Origin of the sequence: Acinetobacter lwoffii (assembly GCF_024129355.1) — a bacterium.
GTDB classification, from domain to species: domain Bacteria; phylum Pseudomonadota; class Gammaproteobacteria; order Pseudomonadales; family Moraxellaceae; genus Acinetobacter; species Acinetobacter lwoffii_I.
This window is the reverse complement of record NZ_JAMXXP010000008.1, coordinates 93231-109187: the sequence shown is the minus strand read 5'-3', so window position 1 is coordinate 109187 and position 15957 is coordinate 93231. Positions and strand designations below refer to the sequence as shown.

The window sequence follows — 15957 nt, the reverse complement described above, 5'->3', positions numbered from 1 at the left end:
TTTTGCCACCGGGTGTCCTGAATATCGTCAATGGTTATGGGGTTGAAGTCGGTCGCCCGCTAGCCACCAACCCACGCATTGCCAAGATTGCCTTTACCGGTTCCACCGCCGTCGGTCAGATGATCATGCAATATGCCACCGAAAATATTATTCCGGTGACCCTGGAACTGGGGGGTAAATCACCGAATCTGTTCTTTGCCGACATCATGGATCAGGAAGACGATTATCTGGACAAAGCGCTGGAAGGTTTTGCCATGTTTGCCCTGAACCAGGGTGAAATCTGTACCTGCCCATCGCGTGCGCTGATCCAGGAAAGCATTGCCGATGAATTTCTGGCGCGTGCGGTAGAACGGGTGCAACGCATTAAAACTGGACATCCACTGGATACTGACACCATGATTGGCGCGCAAGCCTCACAGGAACAGCAGGACAAGATTCTGGGCTGTATTGCCACTGGCCGTGAAGAGGGCGCACAGATTCTCACCGGTGGTGAAGCACGTCAGGAAGTGGGTCAAGGTTTCTATATTGAACCGACCATCTTTAAAGGCACCAATGACATGAAGACCTTCCAGGAAGAAATCTTCGGGCCTGTACTGGCTGTGACCACCTTTAAAGACTTTGATGACGCGATCAAGATTGCCAATGATACGATTTATGGTTTAGGTGCCGGTGTCTGGTCACGCTCAGCACATACCTCTTACCGTGCAGGCCGTGCTATTCAGGCCGGTCGGGTCTGGACCAACTGTTATCATATCTACCCTGCTCATGCGGCTTTCGGTGGCTATAAAAAATCAGGCATTGGTCGTGAGAATCACAGAATGATGCTAGATCATTATCAGCAAACCAAAAACTTGCTGGTGAGCTATTCAACCAAACCGGCAGGTTTTTTCTAAACAACCTGATGATTAAAAGCGGGCTTCGGTCCGCTTTTAATCCCCTATTTTTTAAAAATTTTTAATACTAGGTAAAATTTCCCAACATTGTTCGTCCAGAATTCCATTGAATGACTGACAATGAATAAAAATACTTTCTAAAAACCCCTTAATGTCTGAGCTTATGTTGATTTCACCTAAGTTTCTCATTTTTTATGCTTTTTAATTGCTCAAAAAACCTGCATAAAGCCCAGGCTTTCATTTAAAGTCGGCTTTTCATGTTTATCAAGACTGTGTATAACAATGAACCACTAGAGGGAAAGCAATAAGCATAGGCAAAATTGCGCAAAAAGCGTTAGACTATGTACCCAATAATGTCATGATTCGGTCTGATCAAGATCAAAAAAGAAGGTGAAGGTTGATGCCGCTCAATACTGTTGAAGAGCTTGTAGCAGATATCCGTGCAGGAAAAATGGTCATCCTGATGGATGATGAAGACCGTGAAAATGAAGGCGATTTAGTGATTGCTGCCACACACGTACGTCCTGAAGACATCAACTTCATGATCACCCATGCACGTGGTCTGGTCTGCCTGACTTTGAGTAAAGAGCGTTGCCAGCAGTTGAATCTGCCGTTAATGGTAGATGCCAACGGCGCCCAGCATGGGACCAATTTCACCTTGTCGATTGAAGCGGCTGAAGGTATTTCTACCGGTATTTCTCCGGCTGAACGTGCGCACACGATTCAAACTGCTGTGGCTGCTCATGCCAAACCGGCAGATATTGTACAGCCAGGACATATCTTCCCGCTGATGGCGCAGCCAGGCGGTGTCTTGCACCGTGCCGGACATACTGAGGCAGGTTGTGACCTTTCCCGTTTAGCAGGACTGGAACCGGCTTCTGTGATTTGTGAAATCATCAATGAAGATGGCACCATGGCGCGCCGTCCGGATCTTGAAGTGTTTGCTGAAAAGCATGGCCTGAAAATCGGAACGATTGCCGATCTGATTCATTACCGCATGACCAATGAACAGACGGTTGAGCGTATCGATCAGCAAAGTATTGATACTGAATACGGCAGCTTTGACTTGTATCGCTATCGTGAACTGGGCAATCCGGATATCCATTTGGCCTTGGTCAAAGGTGAGCCTAAAGAGGGTGTGACCACAGTACGTGTACATGGTTTTAACCCGACCCGCGACTTGCTCAAACTGAAGAAACAGGATGGCGAACCGGCCTGGAACCTGGATCGTGCCCTGAAAGAAATTTCCAATAGTGATCGTGGTGTACTGGTCTGGATTGGCCAACGTCATTTACAAGATTTGGGCCCCGTATTAGATACCCTTAAAGCACCAAAAAATGTAAAATCAAATTCTGCACTGTCTCAGCAATATCAGACCATTGGTGTGGGTGCACAAATTTTGCGTGATTTAGGCGTTGAAAAAATGAAGCTGCTCAGCTCTCCATTGCGTTTCAATGCACTATCAGGCTTTAACTTAGAAGTGGTGGAATACATCACCGCACAACAAACATCTTAAGAAATCATCGAGGTTGTTATGGCAGTTCGCCGTATTGAAGGTATGTTACATCTCGCGAACGAAGACCGTTATGCGATTTTAGTTGGTCGTTTTAACAGCTTTGTGGTTGAACATCTGTTAGAAGGTGCCATTGATACATTGAAACGTCATGGTGTATCAGAGGATAATATCACTGTTGTTCATGCACCTGGTGCCTGGGAACTTCCTGTAGTTGCGAAAAAACTGGCAGCTTCAGATCGTTTCGATGCCATCATCGCGCTTGGCGCCGTGATTCGTGGTAGCACGCCTCACTTCGATTTCGTTGCAGGCGAATGTGCCAAAGGTTTAGGCGTGGTTGGCCTGGACACTGGCTTACCTGTCATTAACGGTGTACTCACTACGGACAGTATTGAACAAGCGATTGAACGCTCTGGAACAAAAGCAGGCAATAAAGGTAGCGAAGCTGCCCTGACTGCGATTGAAATGGTTAACTTGTTAAAGGCTATTTAACGCTATGTCGCAAACACTTCAAGCAACTTATGCAGCAAAACGTAAAGCACGTCGCTTTGCTGTACAAGGAATTTATGAATGGCAAATGAGCCACAATCCGGTGCATGAGATTGAAGCACGTACTCGTGTGGAAAATGCCATGCACAAAGTGGATCTGAGCTATTATCATGAATTGTTGACTCAAGTGGTTGCCAATCATGAAGCATTGGATGCGCTCTTAATCCCGGTACTCGATCGCGAACTTTCAGCACTTGACGGTGTTGAGCTTGCGACCCTTCGTCTTGGTGCATATGAACTCAAAGAACATTTTGAGATTCCATATCGCGTCGTTCTAGATGAAGCAATCGAACTGGCTAAACATTTTGGCGGTGCCGATAGCCATAAATACATCAATGGTGTATTGGATCGTTTAGCGACAACTTTGCGTGCAGCAGAAAAACAGCAGTCTAACTAATAGCGTAGATTCGTTGTATGGCTGAATTTTCGATTATCGACACCTATTTCAATCGCAAGAATGCCAATTCTGTCGATCTGGGCGTCGGTGACGATTCAGCCTTGCTCACCCCCCCTCCTCAGCAACAACTGGTCATCTGTGCCGACACTCTAGTTGCTGGACGCCATTTTCCAATAGACACCGATCCGCATGCGATTGGCTGGAAATCTGTGGCGGTTAATTTATCTGATATTGCCGCGATGGGCGCAACCCCGTACAGTATTTTACTCGCATTGAGCCTACCCCAAATTGATCATGACTGGCTAAAAGCTTTTAGTCAGGGTCTGTACGATTGCTGCGATCAATTTGGCGTAAGTTTAATCGGTGGTGATACCACTCAAAGTCCTCATTTAACCCTGTCTGTTACAGCATTGGGCTGGGTGGATATTGGTCAAGCCATTCCACGCTCAGGTGCAAAACCGGGTGATCTGATCTGTGTCAGTGGAACTGTCGGTGATGCAGCTTTTGCACTACAGCATCTTGGTCATCCACTGCAAAAACGTCTGGACTATCCAACGCCACGCTGTCAGCTCGGTGCTGCCTTAAAAGGTTTGGTACATAGCATGATTGACGTCTCGGATGGCTTGGCACAAGATCTTGGACATATTCTCAAAGCCTCTCAAGTCGGTGCAAAGCTGCAACTCGAAAACTTACCGATCAGTCCTGCCCTGCATGCCTTAAACGATGCGCAAAAATGGCAATATGCCCTCGCTGGTGGCGATGATTACGAGTTATGCTTTACAATAAGCCCGCAAAATTACCAAAAATTATTGCAAAAACAACTTGATGTTCCGATTAGTATAATCGGAAAAATTCAGCCGCAGCACGGCTTAACTTTTGAAAAAAATGGCGTAGATCATTTACTTCAATTTAATGGGTATCAACATTTTGCATAAGCCTCCAATTCTTTTTAAAACTATGACTTGGCCAGAACGTTTTATTGTGTTCTGTGGTGTGGGCTTTGGTTCTGGTTTAAGTCCTAAAGCACCTGGTACCACTGGTTCCGCTTTTGCACTATTATTTGTACCAGTTTGGCTTGCAATCGGCTTCACAAACACCATCTTGGCGATTATGATCATGTCCCTGATTGGTATTTATATTTGTGACAAAACAGCAAAAATTATGGGCGTACATGATGATGGGCGCATCGTCTGGGATGAGTTTGCAGGACAATCCATCACATTTTTGCCACTGATCTACTTAGGTCAGATGAACTGGTTATGGTTGCTCGTCGGTTTTGCGCTATTCAGATTATTTGATATCTGGAAACCTTGGCCGATCCGGGTGATTGACCGTCAGGTCGACGGTGGCTTCGGCATCATGCTGGATGACATTATTGCCGGTCTTTGGGCGGCTCTTTGTATTTTGCTTTATTTTTACTTCACCGTGGCATAAGCCATATTTAGGATTAGAACATGTCAACGACTGTTATTATTCTTGCTGCAGGTAAAGGCACGCGCATGCGTTCAAGCTTACCGAAAGTATTACAACCGCTTGCAGGACGTCCTTTACTGGGTCATGTCATTGAAACGGCAAAAAAATTAAACGCAGATAATATTATTACGATTTATGGTCATGGTGGTGACCGGGTTCAGACAGCATTTACACAACACGGTATTAAATGGGTAGAACAGGCAGAACAGCTGGGTACCGGCCATGCAGTGCAAATGACCTTACCTGTCCTGCCTCACGACGGCATATCTCTGATTCTTTCCGGTGATGTGCCGTGCATTAATCCTGTGACCTTGCAAAAATTACTCGATGCCACTGCAGAAACCGGTATTGGTCTGGTAACCCTTACCCTGCCAGATGCTGCTGGTTATGGCCGTATTGTCCGTGAAAATGGTGAAATCCAGGCCATTGTGGAGCACAAGGACGCTTCCGAAGAGCAGCGTCAGATCAAGGAAATCAATACCGGTATCTATGCAGTTAGCAATGCCAAACTGCATCAATGGCTGCCAAACTTAAGCAATGACAATGCGCAAGGTGAATATTACCTGACCGATATTGTGGCGATGGCTTTGGCAGATGGTATGCAAGTTGCATCTGTAGAACCTGAGCAGGCTTTTGAAGTTGAAGGGGTCAATGACCGTGTGCAGCTCGCTGCTTTAGAGCGTCAGTTCCAGTCTTATCAAGCCAAACAGCTAATGCAGCAAGGCGTACATCTGCTTGATCCAAGCCGCTTTGACTTGCGTGGCAATTTAACTGTCGGCCAGGATGTCCGCATTGATATCAATGTGATTATCGAAGGTGATTGCGAGCTGAGCGACAACGTTGAAATTGGCGCCGGCTGTATTATCAAGAATACCAAGATTGCAGCTGGCACCAAGGTTCAGCCATATAGCATTTTCGATAGCGCCATCGTTGGGGAAGATACCCAAATTGGACCTTTTGCACGACTCCGTCCGGGTGCACAACTGGCCAATGAAGTGCATATCGGTAACTTTGTTGAAGTTAAAAATACCATGATTGGTCTAGGCTCTAAAGCCAACCACTTTACCTACCTGGGTGATGCAGAAGTTGGTAGTGGTTCAAACATCGGTGCAGGGACCATTACCTGTAATTATGATGGTGCGAATAAATTTAAAACGATTATTGGTGATCAGGCCTTTATTGGCTCGAACAGTTCATTGGTGGCACCTGTGAGAATTGGCAACGGTGCCACAGTCGGTGCAGGCTCAACGATTACCCGTGATGTGGAAGACAACAGTTTGGCAGTAGAGCGCTCTAAGCAATTTGCCAAAGAAAACTATCCACGTCCGCAAAAAATCAAGAAATAAGGGGAACAAATATGTGTGGTATCGTTGGTGGCATTGCAGAACGTAGCATTACCAATATTTTGATCGAAGGCTTAAAACGCCTGGAATACCGTGGTTATGATTCAGCAGGTTTGGCACTGATTAATAATAGCCAGGTCCTGCGTGAACGCCGTGTGGGTAAGGTCGCAAACCTTGAACAGGCTGTGAATGAATCACAGATTAGTGGTTCACTCGGTATCGCGCATACACGCTGGGCAACCCATGGCAAACCGACTGAAGAAAATGCCCATCCGCATATTTCTGAAAATGTGGCAGTGGTGCATAACGGAATTATCGAAAACTACCAAGAACTCAAAGATGATCTTGAAGCTTTGGGCTATGTTTTTACCTCACAGACTGATACTGAAGTGGTTGCCCATCTGATCAATGATGCGCTGAAATCTACCCCGAGCCTGTTAGAAGCTGTACGCCAAGTGGTTCCGCAACTGAAAGGTGCCTATGCACTGGGTATCGTACATACTGACCACCCGGATGAGCTGATTACCGTGCGTGAAGGTTCGCCCCTGGTGATTGGTGTCGGTATTGGTGAAAATTTCATTAGTTCCGATCAGTTGGCATTGCTTCCAATTACCAACCGTTTTATTTATCTTGAAGAAGGTGATATTGCCCGTTTGACCCGTACCACGATTGAAGTCTTTGTCGATGGTCAACTGGTCGATCGTCCGGTCAAAGAACTGGATGCAGCGGTCAGCAATGCGTCTAAAGGTGAATACAAGCACTACATGCTCAAGGAAATTTATGAGCAGCCGGAAGCGATCAAACAGACCATTTCTCAAGCCTTAAATGGCAATGACCTGCGCGAAGACTTCCTTGCCAGTGCAGAACAAGACTTCTCAAAAATCCAGCAAATTCAGATTATTGCCTGTGGTACCAGTTATCATGCCGGCATGATTGCCAAATACTGGTTTGAACAACTGATTGACCTGCCTTGCCAGGTCGAGATTGCCAGTGAGTTCCGTTATCGCACTCCGGTGATTGTGAATCACACGCTGTATGTGTGTATTTCCCAATCTGGTGAAACTGCCGACACCTTAGCTGCCTTACGTGATACACAGAAACGTGCAACTGCCAAAGGCCTGGACATTACCACGATGACCATCTGTAACGTGGCGACCTCTTCGATGGTGCGTGAAACTCAGCATAGTCTGTTGACACTAGCAGGCCCTGAAATTGGTGTGGCTTCAACCAAAGCTTTTACTACCCAGCTTGCTGCATTGATGCTGTTGGTACTGAAAATCGGTTTTGTAAAAAATACTATTTCCACAGAACAAATGACGGAGATCACCACAGAACTTTGGCATACGCCTAAAGTGATTCTGGATACCTTGCGTCATGACGATGAAATTTTACGTCTCTCTGAACTGTTTGTTGAGAAGCAGCATTGCCTGTTTTTGGGCCGTGGTACGCATTTCCCGATCGCTCTGGAAGGTGCACTCAAACTGAAAGAAATTTCATATATTCATGCTGAAGGTTATGCTGCAGGTGAGCTGAAACACGGGCCATTGGCACTGGTCGACAATGACATGCCGGTGGTGATTCTGGCGCCACAGGATGACATGCTGGACAAGCTTAAATCCAATATGGAAGAAGTTCAGGCACGTGGTGGCGAGCTATTTGTGTTTGCTGATGAAAACAGCGGCATTAAAGCCAAAGAACGCCAGCATGTGGTACATATTCCGTCAGTCAATGCAGTGCTGGCACCGATTGTCTACAGTATTCCTGTGCAGCTGCTGTCCTATCATGTTGCAGTTCTACGTGGTACGGATGTGGATCAGCCACGCAACCTGGCAAAATCGGTCACCGTAGAATAATTAAAATTGAATCAAGGCTGGGGAACCGGCTATGTTCGTATAATTAAGTTTGTACCAAATAATTAAGTTTAGATTTAATTATTTAAGTTTGGATATTAATGAAGTAAACGAACAAAACCCTACCCTGTAGACCCAGTGATTCTTCACCAAGTCTACAGGGTTCTTAATATAATTAAATTCAAATTAGAATCACACTAGAAATATAAAATTATTACTAATATATTCAAAGATATAGATATATAAAAATCTGAACCTAGATTCAAAAAGCATCCCTTTTTGACCTCACCTTGAAAACATTTCATTTTTATTTAAAGTATGCTTCGCCTTTCTGAGCAAGAATTCGTATTTTAAAGTGGAAGAATCCAATACTTAATACAAACTTAATTTCACCTAAAATTCAGGATACCAAATTTTAATACAAACTTAATTCTAAAATTTAAAAACAATGAATAATATATATCAACAACTTATAATAAAAAATAAAACAAACTTAATTAAATTACCATAATTAGACGCAATATTTGGTCATAAAGCAAAATAAGGGATAAGGAACTATGTGCAAACTCTGAATACTATTAGCTATTCCTGTTACTAGCTAGCAGCCCACCTTATTTAAAATGAGGTATTTCATTCACTGGATATATTAATGTTAATGGATTTGATGTTAACGAGATAAAGCCAAACCGCTGATAAAACTCTATAGCTTTTTGATCCTTAGCATGTATTACAACAAAATTAACACCAATAATTTGAGCAACTTTTGAAATTTGTTTAAGAGCATGTGCTAAAAGTACATTTCCAACTCCTTGCCCCTGTGCTGCTTGATCAACGGCAAAGCGCCCCACAACCACACAAGGTAAGGGATAACGAGGTAATCGTTTAGTGAGAACAGCATCAACCCCATCAAATCCTATAGAGGTACTTGATAGACAATAAAACCCCCTCACCTGTGCATCATCATCAATAGCAACATAGGTTTTACTTGTTCCTGATTTCTGATGTTGGGATGCGTATTGTTTTATGAACTTATTTAAATCATCTTGCCCACAATTAAATGATTTTTTCTGATGATGGGCTTGTAAAACCTCAATTTTCATCCAATAAACTCATTAAATTTTTCATCTCATCATTTGCAGGGCGCGGATTTTCAAGCAAATTCATTAACATATCACGATCAGCATTATTTACTTTTAACTCGTGATTAGATTTAAGTAATTCTTTTGCTCGTTCAAATGAGGATTGGATCATAAAGGAACTCACACTAAGACCCAATAAATTCGCAGCTTGCTCAATTACATTCTTTGCATCTACGGTTGAACGAACACTGATTCGTTCTGTTGCTAAGTTAGCCATATTTTCCACTAATTTGTACATCATAATGATGTACAAATTATAGCAGATTAAGGTAGTACTTTAAGATCCAAATTTACATATTTTGTTCTAAAATATTTGGAATAGAAAATAAGCATTTTACTATGAACCAGAATGAATGGTCGGGTTTGAGTCTGAATATGCAGTTGGTTTACATAAGAATATGCAACGATGTTTACTAAGATGTAATTTGAATACTTTTGCCTATCATCAACGTTTTTTAAACTCATCAATTGAGCATTAAAATACTGGATTAATTATTAAGTCACTGAATTAAATAAATAATTAAATAAAAATTATAAAATTTTGTTTGTATATAAATATATTTAAGTTTGTATGTTTTTGCCAAATACAAAATTACCCCCCTTCAGATATGATTAATTATCCACCAAAATCCACAGGTCTTCTGTATGGCAAAAATTATAAAAAACTATGAAGAACTAGTAACAGAAGGGTATGGCCAGGGCCATGGACGCGATTATAAACCTTGTAAAACTGTTCAAAACTTCAGTTCAATTGGTCGCTCTCACAGAGTACAAGGCCGTGTCAGTAAACGTCTTCATCACTTATTTTCTGATCTAGAGCTATCTACCTTTTTACTGCTTGACTGGAATCAGAACGTTACAGATATTCGCGAACATTATCCTTTGGATATCTATGATCTTAACTCCATCTGTTCTCGTTTCCGAATGAAAAAAGTATCGGTTGACTATATACCTTTTACCCTATCTTCAGATTTTTTAGTTGATTTTGGTAAGTTTTCTATAGCCCTTGACACTCTTTACAGCAAGGATCTGAATAAAGCTCATGTTATTGAGTCATTAGAAATTAAACGTCGTTACTGGGAAGAAGAGCACAATACGCCGTTCAAACTGATTACTGAAAAAGACATTCCTGCTACGGTACTAGAGAACATTAAATGGCTGTATGTAGAAAAAAATGACCTTGAAATAACAAATCACATGATTGATCAAGCAGTTTATTTTATGGAAGAAATTAGCCAGTACCCTCAAAGCTCATTAATCCAATTTTGTAAGCATTCTGACCAAACTCAAAAAATGGGTATCGGAGCGACGCTCGCATTGTTTAGAAAATTATTCGCACTGCGAATACTTCAATTTAATCTAGAAATTTCGTACTTGGAGCTTAAACTCTCTGATATTCATGCAAGTAATTTGCTCCAGAATGAGAATACAGTCCATGCAACTAATTAATTCAGTTTACATCTTGAATTCAACACAATACCGAATACTCAAATTCTTACCGCAGTATACGGTATGGATTGCGATTGATAATAAAAATGCTTTTCCTGAACTCATTTTGTCTAAGGAACTTCAAACTCTCTCAGATGATCAAAGCCTAATACCAGCACAAGATCCTTATGAACACTTAAAACGATTAAACTTGAGTGAGGATTCTATTCAACTCAAAAAAAGAGATGAAAACTTTTTTATTATTCAAGATTTAATTAATGATGAACAAGTTCTTATCAATGCAAAAATCAGGACTGCAAAAATTAAAACTATACATCTAGAAAAAGAAGTATCAATTAATAAAATCCTACGACTCCTAAGACGCTACTGGCAACGTGGTCAAACTATAAATGCTTTGGTACCGGACTATGAAAACTCAGGTGGAAAAGGCCAAAAAAGAGCTATAGGTGATAAAAAAATTGGCAGACCACGCATTTATGAATCGAATGAAGGTAAGAATGTCACTGAACAGGTTGAATTATATTTTAAGCAAGCCATCGAAGAGTATTTAGTTCCTGTCAAAAAACAATCCATTAACGAAACTTATCTTCGGTTTAAAAATTTATTTTCTAAGCACTTTCATCAAGTGCAAGCCGCAGATATTCCAACCTATGCCCAATTCTATTATTTTTATAATAAGCGATATAGAAATAAGAATAATTCCAAGGAAATTCTGAAGAATCAGAAAACTCTGAAAGATCACAAACCTCTGACTTCAACAGCGACCAAGCACGCAAATGGTCCTGGTGCACGTTATGAGATAGATTCAACAATCGCTGACATCTACCTTGTATCATCACGAGATCCATCACAGATTATTGGCCGACCTACCGTATATATTGTTATCGATGTATTCAGCCGGATGATTACTGGGCTTTATGTCGGCATGGAAAACAGTTCCTTTAATACAGCCATACAATGCCTCAGCGTTGCAATCCAAGATAAAGTGACATTCTGTCAGAGTTATGGCTTGCAAATACAACCAGAAGACTGGCCTATTTATGGTTTACCTGGTGCCATACTTGCAGACCGCGGTGAACTAATTGGCTATCAAATTGAACTTCTTGAAAAAAACTTTTCTGTTCGTATTGAAAATGCGCCACCGTATCGAAGCGATGCCAAAGGTATTGTGGAGAGGGCTTTTGGAATCATTCAGTCACGCTTTAAATCCTACGAGAATATTGGTGTTGTTTCTGGATTCAAGGAAAAAAAGAAAGGCGGACATGATTATCGACTAGAAGCTTGTCTAACTCTGGAAGAGTTCAGAAAAATCATCTTAAGCTGCGTCTTTTTACGCAATAATTTTGATATTTTGACGAAATATGATCGTAGTGCCGATATGCCGACTGACCTGCCATCTATCCCCCTTAAGCTCTGGCAGTGGGGCCTACAGCACCGTACTGGGATGTTAAGACAAGTGGATAACAAATCACTATATGTTGGCTTGTTACCTAGGACCGACGCCTCCTTAAGTGACAAGGGACTTAAAGTCAAAGGCTTACTCTATCAATGTCTGGAAATGCATCAACAAGGCTGGTTTATTCGTAACACGACCAAATCCCGCCCGAAAAAGTTGCGGATTGGTTTTGACCCATACTCAGTAAATACCATTTATGTTTTCTTTGATGAAAATAAGTTGGAATACTGGGAAGCGCACTTAAGTGATGCCTCACGTCAATATCAGCATCTGACCTGGTGGGAAGCTGAACAAATTCAAAAAGCAATCAAAACTGTTGAAAAACAGCATTCACAACTAAAGTCCGTAGCCATCAGTGAATTGCAGGATTTTACTGACAAAATCATCCACACAGCACAGAGCCGGCAGGCTCAAGCAGGAGTTCACCAACTTTCTAAAGCACAACGTACTCGGGATATTCGTCAGAACAAACAAGAAGCAATTCAGGTGGAACGTGAGGAACATCTCCAAAATAGGTCCGTCAATTCTATCCGGACTATCCATCCCAACCAAGACAATCCTCCAACACCCCCATCTCACAACAGCAATCTGGATTTGACCAGTCAACCAGACTTAATGAGACAATTATTTGAAGAGGACGATGAAGAATGAATAATAATGAACTCGCGGTCAACACATCGATAGAAGATATCTATGGGGATAATCCTCTCATTACTCAATTACCGCCTATCCTTGACACGAAATCGGTTATTAAACACCTACGAGGGAAACTGAAATTTATTCCAGAACAGCGTTTCTTACCCCAACCAGAAAGAATCCATCTGATTGCTCAGTTGCCTCATGATTTTTTTCAACCACTGACTAAACATCTATCCCTTGAACAAAAAATTTCTATCATGATCCGGCAAGGTTACGTGAGCAGAAACATCACTAATGGGGATAGACATCGACATTTACACGCTGCTTTTCAGCAACTAGAACCATCAAATGAAAGCTCTTACCGCTATGCACCTCCAGAGTCGACTGCAACTAGCATGTCAATTATAGGATGTTCGGGAAGCGGCAAAACAACAACAATTAACAAAATTTTGCGTTATTACCCGCAAGTGATTGAACATAGAGAGTTGGGATTAAAACAAATTGTTTACCTTAAAATTGATTGTCCGCATGACAGCTCTTTAAAAAACTTATGCTCAAACTTTTTTAGAGCAGTAGATTTAGCATTAGGAGATACAAACTTCGAGCATCGTTTCACCAGAAGTCGCTTAAATGTGAATGCTATGCTGCAGCAGATGAAAATTATCGCAAATAATTATTCTATTGGACTTTTAATCATTGATGAAATCCAGCATTTGAATACAAAAAAATCTGGCGGGGCTGAAATCATTCTTAATTTCTTTGTCACACTTGTGAATGTGGCATCCATTCCAATTGTGATGATTGGGACACCCAAAGCCAATGAAATTCTGCAAGAAGACTTAAGATCAGCTAGACGCAGTGCGGGATTAGGCTCTTTAATCTGGGAACCTATGCGCAATGAAGCACCCACTCCCGATCCTAGCACCCCTGATCAAATGATCATTTCTGAATGGTATGCTTTCACCAACAAGCTGTGGCAATATCAATGGGTTCAACAACCAGCTGAACTGACCGATGAATTAAGAAACACTTGGTATTATTATACGCAGGGCATTCCAGATTTAGTGGTTAAACTGTTCTGCTTGGTGCAGATTCATGCAATCACCATTGGTCTGGAAAAAATTACATCTGAACTTTTTAAAAAAGTCTATGAAGAACAATTACAGCCAGTTCACGATATTCTAGATGCGCTGCGTTCAGGTAATCCTGCACGTATTGCACGGTACTCTGACCTCACTATCCCTCAAGTTCAAATTGAGGAGTATGTTGAACAACACCGTTTTAAAGCCGCATTAAAAACAGAAAAACAGCATAAAGATCTAGGACCGCATTATTCTACTTTAATAGGTATGCTAACAGCATTAGGTCATCCCGCTGCTGCAATAGAACCGCATGTCACTTCTGCATTAAAAAAATATCCAAACGAGAACTTACAGGTACTCCTCCAGCATATTCTGGAAGTATTAGACAGCTCTGTAGTAAAAGATAAATTGGACCAGCCTCAGACCACAACTCCGGCAAGGAAGCCAAGGACCTCTCGTAAAGTCATGAAAGTGGAGGAATGGAAGAGTACTGAAACGAATGACTTACGAAACTTTTTCAGTCAAGCACAAGAACAGGACGTAGATGTTTATGAGTTATTAAAATCATCTCACTATTTGTTTGATCCTACCCGTCCCATTTTGCATTAAGCAGAAAAAATGGAGGGTAAGGTACCATGATTTCAAATTTTCCAGCACCATATCCAAATGAATTGATTTACAGTATGATTGCTCGTTATGCTGTTCACAATGGGATTCTGAGTCCAAAATATCTCACTGAAGAATTATTCAATAATAGGAACTTGACACCAACTTACGATTTACCTTCTCATCTAGACAGGGTGGCCAGTTACTTACCAGATCACTATGATGCGCTTATTTTAATCAACCAACACACCCTGTTACCAATTTACCAACCATTTCAACCTGATACAGTAATGCATTATGCTGTGCAGGCATTGCGAGGTGAGCAGTATCAATCCCTGCATACCAAATTAGGAAAAAATGCATCGCGGATCAAAGCTGTGAGTTTTTTCCGGTTCTGCCCTCATTGCTGGCAAGAACAGATGCAGCAATATGGAGAAGTTTACTGGAAACGTAGCTGGCAGATTACTGGATACGAGTATTGTACAAAGCATAAGCAACCGCTCTTTATGAGTTCTATCCCTTGCAATGGGATAGACCGAAAATTCTATTTTGCTCATTTGAATGCGCTGAAAGACTCTTCACAACTTGCATTTAATCCTCAGGACTCACGTCACCATATCGAGCTTGCGGAACTAATCGAAGAGCTACTTGCTCATTCAACATCCATTAGTATTCCAGATTTTTCGACTATATCAGATGCTTATTTTCTGATTTTAAAAGATAGAGACTTACTATCAAGTCGTAAAAACATCCACTACAAAAAAGCTCGTCAGTTGGTCATAGATTACTGGGGCGAAAGTTTACTTGCATATTATCAATTAGCAGATTTAGATAGTGAAAACTGCTGGCTGAAAAATATATTAAGAAAGCATCGTAAAGCATTTTCTTATCTTGAGCATCTCATCGTATTAAAAGCTCTTATTCCAGAGAAGAATCCGATTGAAACATATAAGCAATATATTCATCTAGCATTAATGGATCTAGAAGAAGCCACCGCAACGGCAACAATATGTATTGATAATAAAGTAGATCGAACGTTATCTGAAGACCAAAAACAATGGACAAAATTAATCCTAGAACGGTCAGTCAAACAGGCTCGCCAACAAAACGGCTCACTGTATGCTCGCTTATATCGCAATCATAAAGATTGGCTATTATTTATCAATAAATCAGCTTTAACTCTCCCTCCCTCTGATCCTAAACCACGTATTGACTGGAGAGCTCGAGATCGAAAGTTTGTTAAACAACTCATCAAAATACGGAATGAATTATTAGGAGATCTCGAATCACCTCAATGGACAAAAAAGTTTTTTATTAGACAACTGGGTTCAGTGAGTATGATTGAAAAAAACTGGAATTTTTTCCCATTGACTGCAGCCTTTTTGGATCGTTACGCTGAGTCTGTGGATTGTTATCAAATACGTCGTCTGACTCGAACGTATATTCGTCAACAAACTGAAAATAAAGACTATCCACCAAGTGTTTTTTTACGTCTTGCAGGATTAAGTCGAGAACGCTTAACACCAGAAGCACATCGATTTTTTGATAATATTATAGGGAGATAAATA

14 protein-coding genes are annotated in these 15957 nt (G+C 41.4%); 12 read left to right on the top strand and 2 right to left on the bottom strand.

The window, feature by feature from the left end:
- From NI468_RS06720 to glmS, 8 genes are all read left to right on the top strand, one after another.
- Window positions 1–893, top strand: an 893-nt coding sequence (locus NI468_RS06720; protein ID WP_253100859.1) for an aldehyde dehydrogenase family protein, incomplete at its 5' end; no start/stop codon positions are given.
- A 400-nt stretch (window positions 894–1293) separates the two neighbouring features.
- The gene (gene ribBA / locus NI468_RS06715; protein ID WP_253100857.1) at window positions 1294–2409 is read left to right on the top strand and encodes a bifunctional 3,4-dihydroxy-2-butanone-4-phosphate synthase/GTP cyclohydrolase II; all 1116 of its coding nucleotides are present in this window, start codon (window positions 1294–1296) and stop codon (window positions 2407–2409) included.
- Between the two features lie 18 nt (window positions 2410–2427).
- Window positions 2428–2898 carry a 6,7-dimethyl-8-ribityllumazine synthase gene (ribH, locus tag NI468_RS06710; RefSeq protein WP_004280926.1) on the top strand — a complete coding sequence of 157 codons (471 nt, stop codon included), beginning with the start codon at window positions 2428–2430 and terminating at the stop codon, window positions 2896–2898.
- Window positions 2899–2902: 4 nt separating this feature from the next.
- Window positions 2903–3352, top strand: coding sequence for a transcription antitermination factor NusB (gene nusB, locus NI468_RS06705; RefSeq protein WP_005249568.1), 450 nt, complete (start codon window positions 2903–2905; stop codon window positions 3350–3352).
- 17 nt (window positions 3353–3369) lie between these two features.
- A complete protein-coding gene (gene thiL / locus NI468_RS06700; RefSeq protein ID WP_253100854.1) occupies window positions 3370–4287 on the top strand; it encodes a thiamine-phosphate kinase in 918 nt (305 codons plus the stop codon).
- Window positions 4265–4786 carry a phosphatidylglycerophosphatase A family protein gene (locus NI468_RS06695; protein WP_114542080.1) on the top strand — a complete coding sequence of 174 codons (522 nt, stop codon included), beginning with the start codon at window positions 4265–4267 and terminating at the stop codon, window positions 4784–4786. The genes thiL and NI468_RS06695 overlap by 23 nt, the downstream gene beginning before the upstream one ends.
- Window positions 4787–4806: 20 nt before the next feature.
- Window positions 4807–6171: a bifunctional UDP-N-acetylglucosamine diphosphorylase/glucosamine-1-phosphate N-acetyltransferase GlmU gene (glmU, locus tag NI468_RS06690; RefSeq protein ID WP_253100851.1), complete on the top strand. Its 1365-nt coding sequence runs from the start codon at window positions 4807–4809 to the stop codon at window positions 6169–6171.
- Window positions 6172–6182: 11 nt separating this feature from the next.
- Window positions 6183–8021, top strand: coding sequence for a glutamine--fructose-6-phosphate transaminase (isomerizing) (gene glmS, locus NI468_RS06685; RefSeq protein WP_253100847.1), 1839 nt, complete (start codon window positions 6183–6185; stop codon window positions 8019–8021).
- Between the two features lie 608 nt (window positions 8022–8629).
- Here the strand turns inward: glmS and NI468_RS06680 are convergent.
- Together NI468_RS06680 and NI468_RS06675 are read right to left on the bottom strand one after the other, a co-directional pair.
- Complete coding sequence (locus tag NI468_RS06680; RefSeq protein WP_253100844.1) at window positions 8630–9118, bottom strand: GNAT family N-acetyltransferase; 489 nt, start codon at window positions 9116–9118, stop codon at window positions 8630–8632.
- On the bottom strand, window positions 9108–9374 hold the full coding sequence (locus tag NI468_RS06675) for a type II toxin-antitoxin system TacA family antitoxin (RefSeq protein ID WP_180038363.1): 267 nt from the start codon (window positions 9372–9374) through the stop codon (window positions 9108–9110). Before NI468_RS06675 ends, NI468_RS06680 begins: the two co-directional genes overlap by 11 nt.
- Window positions 9375–9802: 428 nt before the next feature.
- On the opposite strand from NI468_RS06675, the gene NI468_RS06670 reads away from it, so the two are divergent.
- From NI468_RS06670 to NI468_RS06655, 4 genes are read left to right on the top strand one after another with little or no spacing between them, the layout of a single operon-like run.
- Entirely contained in the window at window positions 9803–10606 is an 804-nt protein-coding gene (locus NI468_RS06670; protein WP_060513852.1) for a heteromeric transposase endonuclease subunit TnsA, read from the top strand.
- Window positions 10593–12713 (top strand): Mu transposase C-terminal domain-containing protein, encoded by a 2121-nt coding sequence (locus NI468_RS06665; protein ID WP_253100842.1) that lies wholly within the window; start codon window positions 10593–10595, stop codon window positions 12711–12713. Before NI468_RS06670 ends, NI468_RS06665 begins: the two co-directional genes overlap by 14 nt.
- The gene (locus NI468_RS06660; RefSeq protein WP_253100838.1) at window positions 12710–14392 is read left to right on the top strand and encodes an AAA family ATPase; all 1683 of its coding nucleotides are present in this window, start codon (window positions 12710–12712) and stop codon (window positions 14390–14392) included. The genes NI468_RS06665 and NI468_RS06660 overlap by 4 nt, the downstream gene beginning before the upstream one ends.
- Window positions 14393–14418: 26 nt before the next feature.
- A complete protein-coding gene (locus NI468_RS06655; RefSeq protein WP_253100836.1) occupies window positions 14419–15954 on the top strand; it encodes a TnsD family Tn7-like transposition protein in 1536 nt (511 codons plus the stop codon).
- Window positions 15955–15957: the final 3 nt, after the last annotated feature.

Coding starts and splice junctions, on each gene's coding strand:
- ribBA (WP_253100857.1), top strand. CDS start 1,294: ATGCCGCTCAATACTGTTGAAGAGCTTGTAGCAGATATCCGTGCAGGA.
- ribH (WP_004280926.1), top strand. CDS start 2,428: ATGGCAGTTCGCCGTATTGAAGGTATGTTACATCTCGCGAACGAAGAC.
- nusB (WP_005249568.1), top strand. CDS start 2,903: ATGTCGCAAACACTTCAAGCAACTTATGCAGCAAAACGTAAAGCACGT.
- thiL (WP_253100854.1), top strand. CDS start 3,370: ATGGCTGAATTTTCGATTATCGACACCTATTTCAATCGCAAGAATGCC.
- NI468_RS06695 (WP_114542080.1), top strand. CDS start 4,265: ATGGGTATCAACATTTTGCATAAGCCTCCAATTCTTTTTAAAACTATG.
- glmU (WP_253100851.1), top strand. CDS start 4,807: ATGTCAACGACTGTTATTATTCTTGCTGCAGGTAAAGGCACGCGCATG.
- glmS (WP_253100847.1), top strand. CDS start 6,183: ATGTGTGGTATCGTTGGTGGCATTGCAGAACGTAGCATTACCAATATT.
- NI468_RS06680 (WP_253100844.1), bottom strand. CDS start 9,118: ATGAAAATTGAGGTTTTACAAGCCCATCATCAGAAAAAATCATTTAAT.
- NI468_RS06675 (WP_180038363.1), bottom strand. CDS start 9,374: ATGGCTAACTTAGCAACAGAACGAATCAGTGTTCGTTCAACCGTAGAT.
- NI468_RS06670 (WP_060513852.1), top strand. CDS start 9,803: ATGGCAAAAATTATAAAAAACTATGAAGAACTAGTAACAGAAGGGTAT.
- NI468_RS06665 (WP_253100842.1), top strand. CDS start 10,593: ATGCAACTAATTAATTCAGTTTACATCTTGAATTCAACACAATACCGA.
- NI468_RS06660 (WP_253100838.1), top strand. CDS start 12,710: ATGAATAATAATGAACTCGCGGTCAACACATCGATAGAAGATATCTAT.
- NI468_RS06655 (WP_253100836.1), top strand. CDS start 14,419: ATGATTTCAAATTTTCCAGCACCATATCCAAATGAATTGATTTACAGT.